The organism is Pseudoalteromonas fenneropenaei (assembly GCF_042643375.1).
Taxonomy (GTDB): Bacteria; Pseudomonadota; Gammaproteobacteria; order Enterobacterales; family Alteromonadaceae; genus Pseudoalteromonas; species Pseudoalteromonas fenneropenaei.
Genome location: NZ_JBHRSD010000048.1, coordinates 73,848 through 89,088 on the forward strand (window position 1 = coordinate 73,848; position 15,241 = coordinate 89,088).

General features: G+C 45.8%; 14 protein-coding genes. 7 read left to right on the forward strand and 7 right to left on the reverse strand.

The window, feature by feature from the left end; genetic code table 11:
• Nucleotides 1-3 precede the first annotated feature (3 nt).
• From rplW to rpsJ, 4 genes are read right to left on the reverse strand one after another with little or no spacing between them, the layout of a single operon-like run.
• Nucleotides 4-306, reverse strand: coding sequence for a 50S ribosomal protein L23 (gene rplW, locus ACFOEE_RS20410; RefSeq protein WP_377128977.1), 303 nt, complete (start codon nucleotides 304-306; stop codon nucleotides 4-6).
• Nucleotides 303-905: a 50S ribosomal protein L4 gene (gene rplD / locus ACFOEE_RS20415; protein WP_377128979.1), complete on the reverse strand. Its 603-nt coding sequence runs from the start codon at nucleotides 903-905 to the stop codon at nucleotides 303-305. Before rplD ends, rplW begins: the two co-directional genes overlap by 4 nt.
• A gap of 17 nt (nucleotides 906-922) precedes the next feature.
• Nucleotides 923-1,558, reverse strand: a complete 636-nt coding sequence (rplC, locus tag ACFOEE_RS20420) for a 50S ribosomal protein L3 (RefSeq protein ID WP_377128982.1) — start codon at nucleotides 1,556-1,558, stop codon at nucleotides 923-925.
• A 27-nt stretch (nucleotides 1,559-1,585) separates the two neighbouring features.
• Nucleotides 1,586-1,897, reverse strand: coding sequence for a 30S ribosomal protein S10 (gene rpsJ, locus ACFOEE_RS20425; RefSeq protein WP_005495349.1), 312 nt, complete (start codon nucleotides 1,895-1,897; stop codon nucleotides 1,586-1,588).
• Between the two features lie 344 nt (nucleotides 1,898-2,241).
• On the opposite strand from rpsJ, the gene plsB reads away from it, so the two are divergent.
• Entirely contained in the window at nucleotides 2,242-4,683 is a 2,442-nt protein-coding gene (gene plsB, locus ACFOEE_RS20430; RefSeq protein WP_377128985.1) for a glycerol-3-phosphate 1-O-acyltransferase PlsB, read from the forward strand.
• A gap of 105 nt (nucleotides 4,684-4,788) precedes the next feature.
• Here the strand turns inward: plsB and tesB are convergent, their stop codons facing one another.
• Nucleotides 4,789-5,646 carry an acyl-CoA thioesterase II gene (gene tesB, locus ACFOEE_RS20435; protein ID WP_377128988.1) on the reverse strand — a complete coding sequence of 286 codons (858 nt, stop codon included), beginning with the start codon at nucleotides 5,644-5,646 and terminating at the stop codon, nucleotides 4,789-4,791.
• A 269-nt stretch (nucleotides 5,647-5,915) separates the two neighbouring features.
• Between tesB and ACFOEE_RS20440 the strand changes: the two genes are divergently transcribed.
• A complete protein-coding gene (locus tag ACFOEE_RS20440) occupies nucleotides 5,916-6,374 on the forward strand; it encodes an EVE domain-containing protein (protein WP_377129022.1) in 459 nt (152 codons plus the stop codon).
• 21 nt (nucleotides 6,375-6,395) lie between these two features.
• Here ACFOEE_RS20440 and ACFOEE_RS20445 read toward each other — a convergent pair whose 3' ends face one another.
• Together ACFOEE_RS20445 and ACFOEE_RS20450 are read right to left on the reverse strand one after the other, a co-directional pair.
• Nucleotides 6,396-6,608: a hypothetical protein gene (locus ACFOEE_RS20445; RefSeq protein ID WP_377128991.1), complete on the reverse strand. Its 213-nt coding sequence runs from the start codon at nucleotides 6,606-6,608 to the stop codon at nucleotides 6,396-6,398.
• Complete coding sequence (locus tag ACFOEE_RS20450; RefSeq protein WP_377128994.1) at nucleotides 6,608-7,681, reverse strand: potassium channel family protein; 1,074 nt, start codon at nucleotides 7,679-7,681, stop codon at nucleotides 6,608-6,610. Before ACFOEE_RS20450 ends, ACFOEE_RS20445 begins: the two co-directional genes overlap by 1 nt.
• Before the next feature lie 158 nt (nucleotides 7,682-7,839).
• Between ACFOEE_RS20450 and ACFOEE_RS20455 the strand changes: the two genes are divergently transcribed.
• The 5 genes from ACFOEE_RS20455 to ACFOEE_RS20475 all read left to right on the forward strand — a co-directional run bounded on the left by ACFOEE_RS20455 (nucleotide 7,840) and on the right by ACFOEE_RS20475 (nucleotide 15,127).
• Nucleotides 7,840-8,790 (forward strand): chemotaxis protein CheV, encoded by a 951-nt coding sequence (locus ACFOEE_RS20455; RefSeq protein WP_377128997.1) that lies wholly within the window; start codon nucleotides 7,840-7,842, stop codon nucleotides 8,788-8,790.
• A gap of 148 nt (nucleotides 8,791-8,938) precedes the next feature.
• Nucleotides 8,939-11,104 (forward strand): DNA helicase II, encoded by a 2,166-nt coding sequence (gene uvrD / locus ACFOEE_RS20460; RefSeq protein WP_377129000.1) that lies wholly within the window; start codon nucleotides 8,939-8,941, stop codon nucleotides 11,102-11,104.
• Nucleotides 11,082-13,160, forward strand: coding sequence for a GNAT family N-acetyltransferase (locus tag ACFOEE_RS20465; protein ID WP_377129002.1), 2,079 nt, complete (start codon nucleotides 11,082-11,084; stop codon nucleotides 13,158-13,160). Before uvrD ends, ACFOEE_RS20465 begins: the two co-directional genes overlap by 23 nt.
• 19 nt (nucleotides 13,161-13,179) lie before the next feature.
• Nucleotides 13,180-14,241, forward strand: coding sequence for an ABC transporter substrate-binding protein (locus tag ACFOEE_RS20470; RefSeq protein ID WP_377129005.1), 1,062 nt, complete (start codon nucleotides 13,180-13,182; stop codon nucleotides 14,239-14,241).
• Between the two features lie 37 nt (nucleotides 14,242-14,278).
• Entirely contained in the window at nucleotides 14,279-15,127 is an 849-nt protein-coding gene (locus ACFOEE_RS20475) for a CZB domain-containing protein (RefSeq protein WP_377129008.1), read from the forward strand.
• The last annotated feature ends 114 nt before the right edge of the window (nucleotides 15,128-15,241 follow it).

The following is a 15,241-nucleotide window of genomic DNA, read 5'->3' on the forward strand; positions in this document are numbered from 1 at the left end:
TTATTACTCAGCGCCGCCGACGAAGTCTAGCTCACTGCCTTCTTTAAGAGTAACGTAAGCTTTTTTCCAGTCAGAACGACGACCGAAACGCATACCAGTACGCTTTGTCTTACCCTTAACAACTAGAGTGCGAACACCAGTTACCTCAACTTCGAACAGCTTCTCTACAGCAGCTTTGATTTCAGCTTTGTTTGAATCTTTAGCTACTTTGAAAACGATAGTATTGTTCGTTTCAGCAGAGATAGTGCTCTTCTCAGAAATGTGAGGAGCAAGGATTACTTTTAAAAGACGTTCTTCACGGATCATGCTAGCGCCTCCTCAAGTTGCTTAACAGCACCTGCAGTAATAAGTACCTTATCGAAAGCGATTAGGCTTACTGGGTCGATACCAGCAACATCACGTGTATCAACTTTGTACAAGTTACGTGCAGAAAGGAATAGATTCTCATCTACTTCTTCAGTCACGATTAACACGTCTTTAAGCTCAAGCTCTTTCAACTTAGCAACAAGTGATTTAGTTTTTGGAGCTTCTAGAGTGAAGTTCTCAACAACAACTAAACGATCTTGACGCACTAGTTCAGAAAGAATGCTCTTAATCGCACCGCGATACATCTTACGGTTAACTTTTTGGCTGTGATCTTGCGGCTTAGCAGCAAATGTCACACCACCCGAGCGCCAAATTGGGCTGCGGAATGAACCAGCACGAGCACGGCCAGTACCTTTTTGGCGGAATGGTTTCATACCAGTACCGCTTACTTCAGAACGTGTCTTCTGAGCACGAGTACCTTGACGAGCACCTGCTGCATAAGCAACAACTACTTGGTGTACTAGTGCTTCGTTAAACTCACGTCCAAAAGTAGCTTCGGAAACTTCAAGCGCACCAGCGCCTTTAATTGCTAATTCCATCACTAAATCTCCAGGACTTATGCTTTAACAGCAGGTTTAACGATAACGTCACCGCCGATAGCGCCAGGTACTGCACCTTTAACTAATAGCAAGTTACGTTCTGCGTCAACACGCACTAGCTCAAGATTCTGAGTAGTCACACGCTCAGCACCTAAGTGGCCAGCCATTTTCTTACCTTTGAAAACGCGACCAGGTGTTTGGTTTTGACCGATTGAACCAGGAGCACGGTGAGATACAGAGTTACCGTGAGTAGCGTCTTGAGTGCGGAAATTCCAGCGCTTAACACCACCTTGGAAACCTTTACCTTTTGAAGTACCAGTTACGTCTACTAGAGAAACTTCAGAGAAGATTTCTACTGTAAGCGCTGAACCAACTTCAAACTCGCCTTCACCGCCATTTAGACGGAATTCCCACAGGCCGCGACCCGCTTCAACGCCAGCTTTAGCGAAGTGACCCGCTGCTGGTTTGTTTACGCGGCTTGCTTTTTTCTCGCCTGCAGTAACTTGAAGCGCGTTATAACCGTCTGTTGCTTCAGATTTGATCTGAGTAACACGGTTAGGCGTCGCTTCGATAACTGTCACAGGGATAGATACACCATCTTCAGTGAAGATACGTGTCATACCCACTTTACGACCGACTAGACCTAATGCCATTTTCCTAAAACCTCTCTAATCTTCCGATTAACCCAGGCTGATTTGAACATCAACGCCAGCTGCAAGGTCAAGGCGCATTAGCGCGTCAACTGTCTTGTCAGTTGGTTCTACGATGTCGATCAGACGTTTGTGGGTGCGGATTTCGTATTGATCACGCGCGTCTTTATTAACGTGAGGAGAGATCAATACAGTGAAACGTTCAAAGCGAGTAGGAAGTGGGATTGGACCACGTACCTGCGCACCAGTGCGTTTCGCAGTTTCCACGATTTCCGCCGTTGATTGGTCAATCAAACGGTGGTCAAAAGCTTTTAGGCGAATACGAATGCGTTGATTAGACATTCTTAAACCTCAAATAAAAGAGCATTTAAAAAGAGCATAAAAAAACCACCAAACCAATCTTACTTACGCAAGAGGTCAGTGTTTTCTTATATCTACCGTTGAACTCCAAATCGGAGTTCCTGTTACTAGGTCTGAAATCCAGACTCTTTACTAAGCTTTCGGTTTCGGGCGAACCCTACTTTTGAAAGTCCGCACATTATAATGATATTGGTGATAAATGCAACAACAAATGCTAAGTTATTTTTAAATGCCCATCTTGGGTGTCACTTCGACATTTCGCATTCTGATTAGGCTGGGTTACAATGGTCTGTCCAGTTGTTTTTATGGTTACGCAAGGTAGATAGATGCGCATCACATCCCGTGTTATGTTAGCGTTGGCAAAGCTTGGCAACGCATTATTGGTGAAAAGCAAACTATTGCCCACCGATCCGGTACGCCAATATGGTTTAGACCCAAGCATTGCGACTTTTTATGTCGCACGGCTTAATGCCTATTCCGACCTCGCCGCGTTAGATGCGATTTGCCGCAAACTTGGCTTACCAAAAGCCAGTGGCGAAACAACGCTAGGAAATGCAAGATTACCGAGCTTTATTGGCATCCAAAACCCACCTCGGCTATTCAGCGAGAGCGCCAAACAAAGTCAAGCCCTCGCGCAAGGCCAAGCAATTTTCCAAGCATTACGTGCCGCGCCCGGTACTAAAGTACAAATTATCCCAGTCACCATTTTATGGGGCCGCGCGCCGGGTAAAGAAAAGCCTGGCTTGGCGACTTTGATCTCAGGTTCACTGACGCCAAGCTGGTTTCGCAAATTTTTTGTCGTGTTGTTTTCAGGCCGCAATAACTTTGTCCGCATTAGTCGTCCGATTGAAATCAACCAATTGCTTAATGACAAAGCCGATGTCGATGAGTTGCCTCATAAACTGTTACGCGTGGCGCGGGTGCATTTCCGTCGGCAAAAATTAGCGGCAACTGGGCCAAAGTTACCAACCCGAGAGCAACTCTTTAATGGCTTACTGGCTTCGCCCAGCATTAAAAATGCCATTGCCGAAGAAGCCAAAAGCAAAGGCTTAAGCCACGACGAAGCGCGCCGTGAAGCTTTAAAAATGCTCGACGAAATTGCCGCTAACTATTCCGATGCTATGGTGCGCGTTGCTGACCGCATTCTCACTTGGCTGTGGACCAAGCTCTATAACGGCATCGATATTCGCCATGTTGAGCGAGTACATGAACTGACCGATAAAGGCCACGAGATCATTTACGTACCTTGCCATCGCAGTCACATGGACTATTTACTGCTGACCTATGTAATTTATCACCAAGGCTTAGTGCCACCGCACATCGCGGCGGGCGTGAATCTTAACTTTTTCCCAGCCGGTGGTATTTTCCGCCGCTCTGGTGCGTTCTTTATCCGCCGCTCCTTTGCTGGTAATAAGTTGTACTCAGCAGTGTTTAAAGAATACCTCAGTCAGCTGTTTATCAAAGGTTACTCGGTTAAATACTACACCGAAGGTGGCCGCAGCCGCACTGGACGTTTATTACCGCCTAAAACCGGTATGTTGGCGATGTCGCTGCAAGCTATGCTACGTGGAATTGACCGCCCGATTTCCATCGTGCCCGTGTATATCGGCTATGAGCATGTGATGGAGATCAATACCTATCTGAAAGAGCTTGCCGGTAGCCATAAAAAGAATGAGTCTATTTTTGGCGTATTTAAAGCCATTAAAAACTTGAAAAACTATGGCCGCGGTTATTTAAGCTTTGCAGAGCCCATTAACGTCAATCAGTTCTTAAATGAGCATCAGCCGGATTGGCGTGAGGCTATTCACCCAACTGAAACCCAAAAGCCAGCGTGGCTGAATGACCAAGTTGCTGTACTTGCCGATAAAATCATGACCAACATCAATAGTTCAGCGGCGCTCAATGCGGTGAACTTGCTGTCTTTAGTTTTGCTCAGTGCAGAACAATTCTCCTTAAGTAAAACAAAGCTACTGGCCCAACTCGAGTTTTATCTGGCGTTACAAAAGACCGCACCCTACCACCGTGATACGACACAGCCAACTGAGTCCGCAGAAGCGTTGTTGGAACATGCATTAACGCTGAAAAAGTTCGATGTGTACCACGATAGCTTCGGTGATATTGTCACTATCACTGAGCGCGAACAAACCTTAGTGAATTATTACAAAAACAACGTACTGCACCTATTTGCAGTGCCAGCTGTGATCGCGCAGTTCTTACTTTATAAAGACAAAGTCACCGTTGATAGCTGCTTTGCTCATTTAGAAAAGCTTTACCCTCTGTTTGCCGATGAATGGTTTTTAAATCCACTTCGCGATGACTATATCGCAGACGTTTTGACCGGTTTCGAACAGCAGGGGTTAGTGACGCGCAAAGACGACCTATTTGAGATGAACAGCGATAGCCAAACCCGCAGTCAACTTGAACTGCTCGGTCGCACCATTCAATTAACGTTAGAGCGCTATGCGATATTGTCTGCATTAGTCCTTGGTAAACCTGATTACGAAGCCGCCGCTTTAGAAGCAGATTATCAGACGTTGGCAGGTCGATTAGGTCGCCTGCATGGCATCAAGAGCCCTGAGTTTTTTGACGCCAAGGTACTCGCATCTTTAGTTCACTCGATGAAGTCGCAAGGATTATTAACCTGCAGTGAAACACAGACCTTGTGTGGAAATGACAAGCTGGCGGCGCTCCAGCATACTTTAGTTACGTTATTACCAGCTCGTGTTTGGCAATCGATTGCGGATACAGTCACGAGTCATAGCGATTGATACAAATGAGCGAACCATCTGGTTCGCTCATTTTCATTCTGCATTACCTTATTTTGACGCACATTTCGCTTAAAGAAAGCAACCCAAACGCCATCTTGCCATTCCTTAACGCTGGCGCATCACCCCTTCTTGAATAGTCGAAGCCACCAGTTCGCCTTTGCGATTAAAGAATTGCCCGCGCACTAAACCGCGGCCGTTACTGGCACTTGGGCTATCAACACTGTAGAGCATCCATTCATCCATTCTAAATGGACGGTGGAACCACATCGCATGGTCAACGGTCGCCACTTGCATATTCGGCTGCATAAACGATACACCATGCGGCTGTAAGGCGGTGGGCAAAAACTCAAAATCAGACGCATACGCCAGCAAATAATTGTGAATGCGACGGTCATCAGGCATGGCACCGTTAGCTTTAAACCACACATGCCGCACCGCTTCGGTGACTTTCGGTAAGAATGGGCTTTGGAAATTCACCGGGCGCATTTCAATTGGCATTTCCTGTGTAAACTTAGAGCGGATAGCTTCTGGTATTTCTGCGGCATGATCTTGATAAAATTCTAGTGAGGAACGCAACTCTTCCGGCCCAGGCACTTCTGGCATGGGAGTTTGATGCGATAAGCCCTCTTCATCGCCTTGGAAGGAGGCCGTCATATAGAAAATCGGTTTACCGTATTGAATCGCGCTGATGCGGCGGGTAGAAAAACTTTTACCATCACGGATATTTTCGACGTCATACACAATTGGCTTTGCCGCATCACCAGGGCGCAAAAAATAAGAATGCAGGGAGTTAACATAACGCCCTTCTGGTAACGTTTCTTTGGCAGCAGAAAGCGCCTGCCCCATTACTTGGCCACCAAACACCTGACGAAAACCCAGATCTTGGCTTTGCCCACGATAAATACCCTGCTCAATTTCTTCTAATTTCAGCAGCGACAATAAATTTTGAAGCACCTGACTCATAGTTTTCCTCATTCATCGTAAAACCCGATATCCCTTTACTATTTGACGTTGCAGCGGTATTGCGGCGTCCGCTTATCTCAATGACATAACTATGTTCATGAGGAAGCGCTTACTTGCCACCGGCCTATAACGCCAAATACTGTGGGCATAATTATACACAATAGTGCAAAAAACCTCGGATTTACACAAGCCTTGTACGTGCCGTTTTGGTTTTAACTCGCGGCCAGCCTGAGTTACACTGCGAGTAACCTAACTGAAAGAGTCACATGATGAATTATTGGTTATTTAAAACCGAACCCGATACCTTTTCGCTGGACGATTTAAAGAACAATCCAAACTCGAGTACTTTTTGGGAAGGGATCCGTAACTATCAAGCACGTAATTTTCTGCGTGATGAAGTTAAAGTTGGCGATCAGGTGTTTATCTATCACTCGAGTTGTAAAGTGCCAGCGATCATGGGTATTGCCGTCGTAACCGCTGCGGCCGCCGTTGACCCTCATCAGTTTAATCCTGAAAGTATTTATTACGACCCAAAATCCCCAGCGGATAAACCGCGCTGGGTAGGTGTCACTGTACAATACCTCAGCCACTTTAAAAAACCTGTCACCTTACAAGCAATTAAAGCCGACCCAGCAATTACCGATCTGGCACTGAAAAAGGCTGGTCGACTTTCAGTTATGCCGGTCAGTGCCAGTGAATGGCAATACTTAGTGAAGCTCGGTCAGTAGCATTAGGTAATGGCAAGATGATTAGTGCCGTCGCTGCTTGGCTTTCGTTTGCTGGGCAGCGCGGTGTTTAGGCACGACGGTTAAGTACAGCAGTAAGGCAACCCAAGAGAAAATCAGGGCTGCTATTAACCACAGGTTTTTCTCATGTCCTACCGTGCGGCGGCTGCGAATGATCATGCCTATTGGCATTAAATAGGCGCACACCGCTACAATCAGCAATACTAAGCTATACATTAGCGCCCTTTAGCGAATGCGCGCCAATCCACTTCGTGGCTTAAGATCCGCTCCGGAGCAATATAGTGGAGAATATCACCACCGCGGATCTGATAATCCAACGGCGGGTTCAAATCCATATTTTTCGCACTTAAATCATGCGCCACGCCAAGTAAAATAGCGTTATATTTGATTTTGAAAGTTTGAAAAATATCACCAAATAACAGCGGTTCAAGCTCATCGGGCAAACGTAAGCTAAATTGCGTATCGCCATGTAAGGTTGAGAGTAATTCTTCCTGCACGCGACTGGAGCCTGGGTCTTGCATAGAACGAACTAAAATTTCTGCCGATTTGCTGCTCGAGCATTCAACGTTATGGCAATGCGCCAATAGCAGTTCGACTTTACTCTCGTCTAAAAAGTGTGCACTGATATGGCAATCACTTTTTACCATAGGGCTTATTTTTAACGCGGTGGTAAAGGTTTGGTCATCATCTTTGCCATCCAAAATAATTTTATCCGCGTGTGCGAGCGCTACCTTGGCCAGCTCAGTATCATCGGTAAAACTGCTGAGGCGGGCAAAATCAACTTCAGGATAGTGTAAAAAGGGGTGCTCTAACTCATCGTTTACCACTAATAAAATGCGCCGTGCTGAGCGCTTACTATCAGCAAGAATATAGTCAATGATTTTTTTGGTGCGCACTGGGTGCCAGCCAAAAATAATGATGTGATCCGTCAAATGCGAAAAGTCTTTCATACCTGTCATTGCTCTTCTAATCCAAAATGTCGCTAACTGCCCAACTTTCCCTAACATGATACCAAACAGCGCTAAGCCAAAGGGAATTTGCCACAGCGCTACTACCCAACGCCCCAACTCGGTGCTGGGGCTAAAATCACCATAACCCACTGTAGAAGTCGTGACGATATAGTAATAAACAAAGGTACTAGCATCCAATAGAGCTTGCTCACCCGTGAGTGATAATGCCAGCCAAGTCAGCCCCATATGAGACAAAATTGCCGCTAGCAACATTTGCCAACTGGCGCTGTCAATGTGCTGTACCACGACCGCAAATAAACGTTTAAATAAAATTGGCATAATCCTTAAACTGCCATGCTTGTTGCAATTTTTCACACCTTACGACAACCACAGCGCAAAGCAAAGGGTTTCCATACTAATCCTTTACGATCTCTCGCCTTTGCCGTAATTTTAGGTATATACTTGAGGTTGGTGACAAATTGAACACAGAGAGAAGTATGGCCGGAGTATTGGCATCCGTTGATCAAAGAACGCAGTTAGTGGGAGAAAACCGCCTAGAATTATTGCTATTTCATCTCCACAGCCATCATTTTTTTGCACTCAACGTGTTTAAAGTCAAAGAGGTGGTAAAACTACCCCATCTTAATAAAATGCCCAACGCCCATCCCAAGGTTGCGGGTGTCACCAACATTCGCGGTGAATCCATTCCTGTGATTGATTTACGCCAAGCGATTTGTATGCCTGCTTGCCCACGCGATGAGAAAGACTGCAATTTGGTGATCACCGAATACAACCGTACCGTACAAGCATTTTTAGTTGGTAAGGTAGATCAAATCATCAACACCACTTGGACTGATATTATGCCGCCGCCCCGCTCTGTGGGTCGCAATCACTATTTAACTGCGCTGACCAAACTCAAGCGTGGTAACACTGAGCATTTAGTCGAAATTATCGACGTAGAAAAAGTGCTGGCGGAAATTGTCGAATATAAAGTGGAGATCCCAGAAGGGATTTTAGACAAAGCCATTATTAATGAATTCCATGGTCGGAAAATCTTGCACGCGGATGATTCTGCTACTGCGCGCCGTCAGGTTTCGGACACACTCGCGCAATTGGGCATTGAAATCATCCCCACTACAGATGGCCAAGAAGCCTTAAACCTATTGAAAAATTGGGCGGATGAAGGCATTGATGTCACCAAAGAATTATTGGCTGTGATCACCGATGCTGAAATGCCGGTCATGGACGGCTATCGCCTTACTTATGAAATTCGTAACGACCCGCGCTTGCGTGACTTATACGTGATTTTAAACACCTCTCTGAGTGGCAGTTTTAATCACGCCATGGTAGAAAAAGTCGGCTGTAATGCGTTTTTATCTAAGTTCCAGCCCGATTTACTAGTGCAGGAAGTACAATCGCGCTTAAAATCAGTGTTAGAAAGCAGCTAGCACTGTTTTTTTATACAGTTAGATAAATGTTTTTTATTATTAATTATTAATTACTTATGAAAACCACCCAGTAAGCTTTGGCAATGCTACTGGGCTTGCCTTTGGCTTACAGGTATACTCTTCGTTCACATGCATTATAGGTGACACGATGGACGTTTCTGAATTACTTGATGGCTTGAACGACAAACAGCGCGATGCCGTAGCCGCACCGCTGCAAAATATGCTGGTATTAGCAGGCGCTGGCTCGGGTAAAACCCGCGTGCTGGTACATCGTATTGCATGGTTAATGCAAGTCGAGCAAAGTTCACCTTATAGTATTCTCGCTGTGACCTTTACCAACAAAGCCGCGAAAGAAATGCGTGGCCGCGTTGAAGCGACCTTACAAGGCCCAGTTTCTGGCATGTGGATTGGCACTTTCCACGGTCTTTCGCACCGTATTTTACGCGCCCATCATCGCGAGGCTGGTTTACCTGAAGCATTCCAAGTGCTGGATAGTGACGATCAACTGCGTCTTATTCGGCGTTTATTGAAAAACCTCAATATCGATGAGAAGAAATGGCCTGCCAAACAGTTTGCTTGGTATATCGGCGCGCAAAAAGACGAAGGCATTCGCCCTAAAGACATTCAAGCGTTTGATATCAATGAACAGATGATGCTGAAAGTCTACACCGCTTATCAGGATGCGTGTGACCGCGCGGGTTTAGTCGACTTCGCAGAAATATTGCTACGTTGTTATGAACTATTAAATACCCAGCCAACGCTGTTACGTCATTATCAAAACCGCTTTGCCCATATTCTGGTCGATGAGTTCCAAGATACTAACCGCATTCAATACTTATGGCTGCGTTTATTGGCCGGCGCCAACAGTTCCATGATGATAGTCGGCGATGATGACCAAAGCATTTACGGTTGGCGCGGTGCGCGCATTGAAAACATTCGCCAGTTTTTGGACGACTTTAAGGCCGAAACCATTCGCTTAGAGCAAAACTATCGCTCTACTAGCACGATTCTAAAGGCCTCCAATGCGCTGATAGAGAATAACGCAGAGCGGATGGGGAAAAGCTTGTGGACTGATGGCATTGAAGGTGAACCTATCTCTGTGTATGCCGCGTTCAATGAATTGGACGAAGCCCGTTTTGTGGTCGGCAAAATTAAAACTTGGTTGCAAGGCGGTAATGCGCTGCAAGACTGTGCGATCCTTTACCGCAGCAACGCGCAATCCCGTATTTTAGAAGAAGCGCTACTACAAGAAAGCATTAAGTATCGCATTTACGGCGGTATGCGCTTTTTCGAACGCCAAGAAATCAAAGATGCGTTGTGTTATTTACGCTTAGTCAGCAATCGTAACGACGATGCCGCATTTGAACGTATTATCAATACCCCAGCACGCGGTATCGGCGAAAAAACCTTAAGCCATATTCGTGACTGCGCACGCCACACCTCTCAACCTTTATGGCATGCCGCGAAAGCCATTTTGGCCGAGAAACACCTCTCTGGCCGCGCAGCCAACTCAGTACAACAATTTATTGATATTGTTGAACAGATTGACGATCAACTACTTGACTTACCACTAGCGGAACAAGCTAAGTTTGCTATTGAGCGCTCAGGCCTAATGGCCATGTACCAAGCCGAAAAAGGCGAGAAAGGCCGCGCCCGCGTTGAGAACTTAGAAGAATTAATCAATGCTTGTGGTCAATACGAACCACCGATAGAAGAAGAGTTTAGCTCTCCACTGCAAGGCTTCTTGGCTTATACCTCGTTAGAAGCCGGCGAAGGTCAAGCCGAGGAACACGAAGACGCAGTGCAAATGATGACCTTACACTCGGCAAAAGGGCTAGAATTTCCGCTGGTCTTTATGGTCGGGGTGGAAGAAGGTATGTTTCCTTCACAGCAAAGCCATGAAGAATCAGGCCGTCTCGAGGAAGAACGCCGACTTTGCTATGTTGGTATGACCCGTGCCATGACTAAGCTGTATATTTGTCATGCGGAAAGTCGCCGTCTTTATGGTCAAGAAAAATACCATAGTCCATCGCGGTTTATCCGAGAGCTACCACAAGATTGCGTGGAAGAAATTCGCATCAAAACCCAAGTCACCCGCCCTGTAGCTGCGGGTCGATTCAGTTCAGCAGTAACCCACGCCGCATTTGAAGACAGTGGCTATAACTTAGGTCAGCGAGTATTACATGCTAAGTTTGGCGCTGGCACTGTACTCAATTATGAAGGCAGCGGCGCGCAATCACGCATCCAAGTGAGTTTTGATGATGTGGGTAGTAAATGGTTAGTCACCGCTTATGCACGACTACAACCATTATAACCAGCAGTTGTCTACCGCCACGGCGCGTCTTAAGCTGGCGCGCCATCGCCAACTCTTGCTGATCTGCGGCTCTGTCACATTCTGCTATGAGGCAGTCAGCACCTTATTCCCCATTCATCAGCCCCAGCTGCGGCTCAGCCAGCAGCTACCTGCTGCCATTTGGCCTGAACATTTACACCAGATCTTAGGTCAAGAATGGCCGCTGGCTATTTATGATGGTTTTGCTGGAGTAGTGCCGAACAAACTTTCCGCGCTGAGTGGTACGGTTGCCGCCGGTGGACTGTTGGTATTACTGCTGCCAGAATTATCCACACTTGCCACATTTCGTGACCCAGCGCTGGCTTTATGGTGCTCTGCAGAACATACACAATCCCAGAGTCCGTTTTTAATGCGCTGGCAGCAGCTATTTCAGGCCATGTCGCCTTGGTTGTTGTCTGAGCGTGATGGCCTCACCCTAACTATGCCAACAGCAGTACCTGCCCAAGCCCTGGATTTTCGCGACCAACAGGCCTGCATAAATAAGGTTGTGACAGCGTTACAGCATAAACGCAACTTACCTGTGTTGATTAATGCCGATCGCGGCCGCGGTAAATCAAGTGCGTTAGGTCTTATCGCTAAGGCATTACCAGAGCAAAACTTTATTCTCTGTGCCCAACAACATGATGCTGTACATAGTGTTTTCAAACACCTTGGTGCCGATAACAGTGCGGATAAATACCCAACAGAGTTTGCCAATATAAGATTTATGCCACCCGATCAAGTGCTGGCACAGCGCCCAAGTTGCGATATGTTATTGGTCGATGAAGCCGCAGCCATTCCCGTTGCCATTTTGCAGCAATTGCTTGGTGCTTATCCAAATGCGGTATTTGCCAGCACCATTATTGGTTATGAAGGCAATGGCCGTGGCTACACCCTCAAATTTATGCGTTTGTTAGCTAAGCAGGCACCCAATCACCAAGTCATCACGCTCAATACGCCGATCCGCTATGCGGCGGCAGATCCGCTCGAACACAGCATTAATCACTTGTTTGCATTGGACAGTCAGTATCCTGATAAAGTGCAGGCAAATCAGCCAACCTTTAAAGAACTAACCACTGAGCAATTATGTCGTGATGAAACTCAGCTCCAGCAACTATTTGCTTTGTTAGTATTGGCTCATTATCAAACCTCAGTTAATGATTTACGCCAGTTGCTGGATACCCCCAATCAGCGCATTTATATCCTTGAATCAGCCAATACCATTGTGGCGGCTTGCGTGGTAGCAATTGAGGGCGGCCTGAGTAGCGATTTAAGCCAAGCTATCGCATCTGGTAGCCGGCGTCCACGCGGGCATTTACTCGCGCAGCAACTGACTTTATTAACAGGTGATGCGACTTGGTGCCAGCGCAACATCGCCCGCATTGTACGTGTTGCAGTTGCCCCCACATTACAAGGGCAAGGACTTGGCAGCATACTACTCTCGCGAGTCGAAGCTGCTCTTATGCCAGAGGTAAAATTACTCGGTAGTAGTTTTGGTGCCCAAAGTGAGTTAGTGAAATTTTGGTTTCGTCATGATTATCAAGCCATCAAACTCGGCTATCGAGCAGATAAAGCCAGTGGTGAGCATTCTCTTTTAGTCGTTAAACCGCTGGCGACACAAGAGCTCCTCTCAGTACAAACTTGGCAGCAACAATTCCATGTCCAACTACCTTATCAACTTTTGACTTACTTCAAGCAGCTAAATAGCGATTTAGTGCTAAGCTTATGGCAACAGCGACATTCGACTACGCACCTTGCTCCGCAAGAAATACTGCCACTGCCGCTCGCAAAAGCCGCAAGTGCTCAGCTTCAGCCGGTACTGTGGCAATTTGCCTGTCGATATCCCGAGCAACTTTATCAATTAAGCAATACCGAACAGCTGTTAATAGTACGCTTTGTATTACAAGGTTGGTGTAGTTCAACCTTAGTGGCGCAGTTGTCGCTTTCAGGAAAAAAACAATTTGAGCAAATGCTAAATGATGTGGTGCAAAAGTTTCTTCACTTTCGGGTTAAACAAGTGGCTCAGTCCCCGTTATAGAATGCTCTTGAGAATACTTTTGCTCATAGCATGTGGCGCAAATCTACCTAGCTTTGCGGCAGAAATTCGCTTAGGTATGTCCGCCGCTTTTGAAGGTCCGGCAAAAGAAATTGGCATTCAATTAAGAGAGGGCGCTGCACTCTATTTTGATGCCATGAATGCTCAAGGCGGCATCAATCAGCAAACCATTCGTTTAATCGCGCTAGACGATGGCTATGAGCCACAAAAAACCATCCTCAATAGCAAAGCATTCATTCACCAGTATAAGGTTCATGCGCTCTTTACTTACATGGGCACTCCAACCACTTGGGCGATAAAATCACTACTCGAATACAGTAAAGTTCCTTTGATCACTCCTTTTACCGGTGCCGACTTCCTGCGTAGTCCAGAAAGCTTTCGAGTCGTGAATTTACGTGCGAGTTACCAGCAAGAGGCTGAAGAACAGATCCAATTTTTGGTCAACGAACATGGCAAGCAACGCATTGCGCTGTTTATACAGGCTGATGAATTTGGCTTAACCATGGAAAAGAGCTTAGTTAAAGTGTTAGCACAACACCACTTACAACCTGTGCTTATTTCTCGTTTTCGCCGTAATACTGAAGATATAGATAAAGCACTGCGCAAAATTCTGCAAAGTGATGCACAAGCAATTGCTATGGTTGGTACTTACAGCCCACTCGCCGAATTTGTCAATAAAGCGGGCAAAGCGAATCCAGCATTGATATATACCACAGTTTCATTTGCCTCTAGCATTGAGCTATACCGCCGTATTACTCAACCTGTGACGCTGATGAGTTCAGAAGTAATGCCAGACCCATCTAAATGCAAAACTGCCTTATGTGCTTCATTTCAAAAGTTAGCGCAAACCAAGTCAGTTAAACCTACTCGCCTTGCCTTTGAAGGGTTCGTCAATGCTTACTTAACCAGTAAAGCAATTGAGCAATGTGAAGCTCCATTGCAACAAAGTTGCTTATATGCGCAACTGCAAACAATCCGCAAGTCAGACCGAAATATTGTATCTATGTTTGGCAGTGCCGAAAATGAAAATAACTTTGTGGTTTTCCGCTCTAATTACCAATAATGTTCTATGCTAAGAAAAAACATTGTTAGAGGATGATATGGACTTAATCAACTTTAAAGTCGGAAAGAAAACAATCTCTTTGAAGATTTTAGACATCTTGTTAACCGAACGCTATGAAGGCAACTTAACTTCTCTACCCAACAAGAACCCGAGCTTTTTAGGTATCAAAGACTATATGGGCACACCTACGCCAATATTCGATTTGGGTATCATCCTCAATGATAAATCATCACACGAAGTCAATCGCGCTTTAATCCAGTTATTAAAAGACCGTGAGCAAGACCACAAAGCTTGGCTCAGTGCGTTAGAGCAAAGCTTGTTACACGACCTTCCTTTCACCAAAGCAAAAGATCCGCACCAATGTGAATTTGGCCAATGGTACTATAATTTTAAAACGGACAATGAAGATCTAAAAGCTTTATTAGCAAGGTTCGAACAGCCTCATTCACAGCTCCATCAATTGGCCGATAAACTGCTTAGCATTGCTGCACAAGGAGATAAAGATGGTGCTTTAGCGCTTTTAGAAAAGGAGCGCATCACTACTTATGTAAAGCTGATGCGCTTGTTTGAATCAGCTAGAGAGCAAATAGAGTTAGATCACAAACCCATTATTGTCTTCACAACTTTAGATGGTAGAACACCTCATGTTGGATTATTGGTCGACCAAGTAGAGGATAATGTCCGCTGCAATGAAGGCGATATCAAACCATTAAGTGAATTGACTAATACTGGCTTTGATTTAGATCCACAAACCAAGCGCATGATGACAGGGCTCATTAAGCGCGGCAAAAATCACTCAGTGATCATCGACCCAGCCGCCATTTTCCGACCACAACATTTAGCTAATGTTGAGCCAGAAGAAACTGAAGCTTACGGTTTATTTTGAATTTGTTTTGAAGCCCATAAAGCAAAAAACCCGCTCATTGAGCGGGTTCTTCTTAATAGGTGCCTGGTAATGTCCTACTTTCACATGGCAGCTGCCACACTATCATCGGCGCTG

Excerpts from the sequence above, each read along its gene's own strand:
- ACFOEE_RS20440 (WP_377129022.1), top strand. The coding sequence starts at position 5,916 with ATGAATTATTGGTTATTTAAAACCGAACCCGATACCTTTTCGCTGGAC.
- rplD (WP_377128979.1), bottom strand. The coding sequence starts at position 905 with ATGGAATTAGCAATTAAAGGCGCTGGTGCGCTTGAAGTTTCCGAAGCT.
- rplC (WP_377128982.1), bottom strand. The coding sequence starts at position 1,558 with ATGGCATTAGGTCTAGTCGGTCGTAAAGTGGGTATGACACGTATCTTC.
- ACFOEE_RS20445 (WP_377128991.1), bottom strand. The coding sequence starts at position 6,608 with ATGTATAGCTTAGTATTGCTGATTGTAGCGGTGTGCGCCTATTTAATG.
- ACFOEE_RS20450 (WP_377128994.1), bottom strand. The coding sequence starts at position 7,681 with ATGCCAATTTTATTTAAACGTTTATTTGCGGTCGTGGTACAGCACATT.
- ACFOEE_RS20455 (WP_377128997.1), top strand. The coding sequence starts at position 7,840 with ATGGCCGGAGTATTGGCATCCGTTGATCAAAGAACGCAGTTAGTGGGA.
- rpsJ (WP_005495349.1), bottom strand. The coding sequence starts at position 1,897 with ATGTCTAATCAACGCATTCGTATTCGCCTAAAAGCTTTTGACCACCGT.
- tesB (WP_377128988.1), bottom strand. The coding sequence starts at position 5,646 with ATGAGTCAGGTGCTTCAAAATTTATTGTCGCTGCTGAAATTAGAAGAA.
- ACFOEE_RS20465 (WP_377129002.1), top strand. The coding sequence starts at position 11,082 with ATGCACGACTACAACCATTATAACCAGCAGTTGTCTACCGCCACGGCG.
- plsB (WP_377128985.1), top strand. The coding sequence starts at position 2,242 with ATGCGCATCACATCCCGTGTTATGTTAGCGTTGGCAAAGCTTGGCAAC.
- rplW (WP_377128977.1), bottom strand. The coding sequence starts at position 306 with ATGATCCGTGAAGAACGTCTTTTAAAAGTAATCCTTGCTCCTCACATT.
- ACFOEE_RS20475 (WP_377129008.1), top strand. The coding sequence starts at position 14,279 with ATGGACTTAATCAACTTTAAAGTCGGAAAGAAAACAATCTCTTTGAAG.
- uvrD (WP_377129000.1), top strand. The coding sequence starts at position 8,939 with ATGGACGTTTCTGAATTACTTGATGGCTTGAACGACAAACAGCGCGAT.